This is a genomic window from Streptomyces sp. NPDC031365 (genome assembly GCF_055569765.1).
This window is the reverse complement of record NZ_JBVIIM010000063.1, coordinates 1-2,736: the sequence shown is the minus strand read 5'-3', so window position 1 is coordinate 2,736 and position 2,736 is coordinate 1. Positions and strand designations below refer to the sequence as shown.

The following is a 2,736-nucleotide window of genomic DNA, read 5'->3' as shown; positions in this document are numbered from 1 at the left end:
CGCTAAGAACCACCCAACCTCGGAAAGGGGACGGCCAAGAACGGGCCCCCCCGTCACTGAGCCCGACAACCCGGAAGGGGCGTTCCACCCGGGTGGAACGCCCCTTCCGGGAAGCGGTCGCGGTCCGGCTACTCGCCCGACAGCACTGCCTGAGCGGCGTCACGTGCGCCCTCGGCACTGTCCGCAGCCCGGGCCGCCGCCGCGGCCCGCTCACACTGCGCCAGCGTGAACTTCGCCAGTGACGCACGTACGTACGGAATCGACGCCGCGCCCATGGAGAGAGACGTGACGCCCAGACCGGTCAGCACACATGCCAGCAGCGGATCGGAAGCCGCCTCACCACAGACACCGCAGCTCTTGCCCTCGGCCCTCGCAGCCTCGGCGGACAGCGCCACCAGGTCGAGCAGAGCGGGCTGCCAGGGGTCCTGCAGCCGGGAGACCGCACCCACCTGACGGTCCGCGGCGAACGTGTACTGCGCGAGATCGTTCGTGCCCAGCGACAGGAACTCCACCTCCTGCAGCACCGAGCGCGCCCGCAGCGCGGCCGACGGAATCTCGACCATCGCGCCGAACTTCGCCCGCAGCCCCGCCTCCCGGCAAGCGTCCGCGAAGGCCCTGGCATCGGCCCGGTCCGCCACCATCGGCGCCATGACCTCGAGGTGGACGGGCAACCCCTCCGCAGCCTTGGCCAGCGCCGTGAGCTGGGTGTGCAGCACCGCGGGGTGGTCAAGCAGCGTCCGCAGACCGCGCACGCCCAGCGCCGGGTTCGGCTCGTCCGCCGGAGTGAGGAAGTCCAGCGGCTTGTCGGCGCCCGCATCCAGCACGCGCACCACGACCCGTCCCTCGGGGAACGCCTCGAGAACCTGACGGTACGCCGTGACCTGCTTCTCCTCGGAAGGAGCGCTCTTGCTGTCGTCCAGGAACAGGAACTCGGTCCGGAAGAGACCGACGCCTTCCGCACCTGCCTCGACGGCTGCAGCCACGTCCGTCGGACCGCCGATGTTGGCCAGCAGCGGCACCTTGTGACCGTCGGCGGTCGCGCCGGGTCCGGTCGACGCCGCCAGCGTCGCCTTGCGTTCGGCCGCCGCGGCCTTGAGCTGTGCCGTCTTCTCGTCGCTCGGGTTCAGGAAGATCTCACCGGTGCTGCCGTCGACCGCTATCAGCGTTCCCTCGGCGAGTTCACCCGCACCCGGCAGGGCGACCACGGCCGGGACACCGAGGGCACGGGCGAGGATCGCGCTGTGACTGGTGGGACCGCCCTCCTCGGTGACGAAGCCGAGCACCAGAGTCGGGTCGAGCAGCGCCGTGTCCGCGGGCGCGAGATCACGCGCGACCAGGACATACGGTTCGTCGCTGTCCGGCACACCGGGCATCGGCACCCCGAGCAGCCGGGCGACGATACGGTTGCGCACGTCGTCGAGGTCGGCCACGCGGCCCGCCAGATACTCACCGGCGTTCGCCAGCAGCTCGCGGTAGGAGGCGAACGCGTCGTAGACCGCACGTTCGGCGGTGCTGCCGACGGCGATCCGTCGTTCCACGTCGGCCAGCAGCTCGGGGTCCTGGGCCATCATGGCCTGCGCCTCGAGCACCGCCTGGGCCTCGCCGCCGGCGAGATTTCCGCGGGCCGTCAGATCGGCAGCCACGGCCTCCACGGCCTTCCGGGCGCGACCCTGTTCGCGCTCCGTGTCCTGCGCCGGGATCTGCTTGGCCGGTGGCTCGAGCACCGCCGTACCCATGTGCCGGACCTCACCGATCGCCACACCGTGGCTGACCCCGACGCCTCGCAGCGTTGTCTCCATCTCACCCGTCTCCGCTAGTGCGACGGGACCAGCCGCCGCGTTGGTTGTCCTGGTGGCCGTCCCGGGACGGCGCTGAGGTCACTTCCAGAGGAAGAGACTGTCGCCGGCCTTGACATCGCCGCCGTCACGAAGCTCGGAGAGAGCGTCCGCCGTGGCCTCCAGGGCGACGACCGGGCACACCGGGGACTTACCGGCAGCCTCCACGGCGGCCGGGTCCCAGCGCACGATGCTCTGACCGCGTGCCACGGTGTCGCCCTTGCTGACGAGCAGCTCGAAGCCCTCACCGTTGAGCTGGACGGTGTCGATGCCGAGGTGGGTGAGCACGCCGTGTCCGCTGTCGTCAACGACGACGAACGCGTGTGGGTGCAGAGAGACGATCACGCCGTCGACGGGGGAGACGGCCTCGGAGGGCTCCCGCACGGGGTCGATCGCCGTCCCCGGGCCAACCATGGCCCCGGAGAAGACCGGATCGGGCACGGATGTCAGTCCGATGGCCTGTCCTGCGAGCGGGGACGTCACGATGGACATGGGAAGCCTCCCAAGGAGTGGAGATCTGTACGAGCGCTGTCACTGCCTGTCTCCGGCGTGCTGTTCAGCAGGGTATGTCATGTGACCTACCGGTTCCGGGGGACAGGTCCCGATCTGTGGTCTAGACGAGAGGTCTAGACCACCACTCTAAGCGATTTGCACCCGGTCTGCGAGCCCGGTAGGGTTGCACTCCTGCTCGGGGATGAGTGGCATGGTCAGCATCCTCACTCAGCAGCAATCCAACTTTGTCAGAGCGCATCTCGGGGTCACTTTCTGCATGTCTGCAGGACGGTGGTCAGGGACTCGGAAAAACACTGATAGAGTCGGAGACATCGAAGGGAAGCGCCCGGAGGAAAGCCCGAGAGGGTGAGTACGAAGGAAGCGTCCGTTCCTTGAGAACTCAACAGCG

2 protein-coding genes are annotated in these 2,736 nt (G+C 69.0%); both read right to left on the bottom strand.

What is annotated here, in order from left to right:
- Window positions 1-128: 128 nt before the first annotated feature.
- Entirely contained in the window at window positions 129-1,799 is a 1,671-nt protein-coding gene (gene ptsP, locus ACZ5C2_RS38165; protein WP_468801514.1) for a phosphoenolpyruvate--protein phosphotransferase, read from the bottom strand.
- Window positions 1,800-1,877: 78 nt separating this feature from the next.
- Window positions 1,878-2,327 (bottom strand): PTS sugar transporter subunit IIA, encoded by a 450-nt coding sequence (locus ACZ5C2_RS38160; protein WP_468801512.1) that lies wholly within the window; start codon window positions 2,325-2,327, stop codon window positions 1,878-1,880.
- Between the last annotated feature and the right edge of the window lie 409 nt (window positions 2,328-2,736).

What these genes read in the sequence shown, in the direction of transcription:
- ptsP (WP_468801514.1), bottom strand. Translation starts at nt 1,799, where the DNA reads ATGGAGACAACGCTGCGAGGCGTCGGGGTCAGCCACGGTGTGGCGATC.
- ACZ5C2_RS38160 (WP_468801512.1), bottom strand. Translation starts at nt 2,327, where the DNA reads ATGTCCATCGTGACGTCCCCGCTCGCAGGACAGGCCATCGGACTGACA.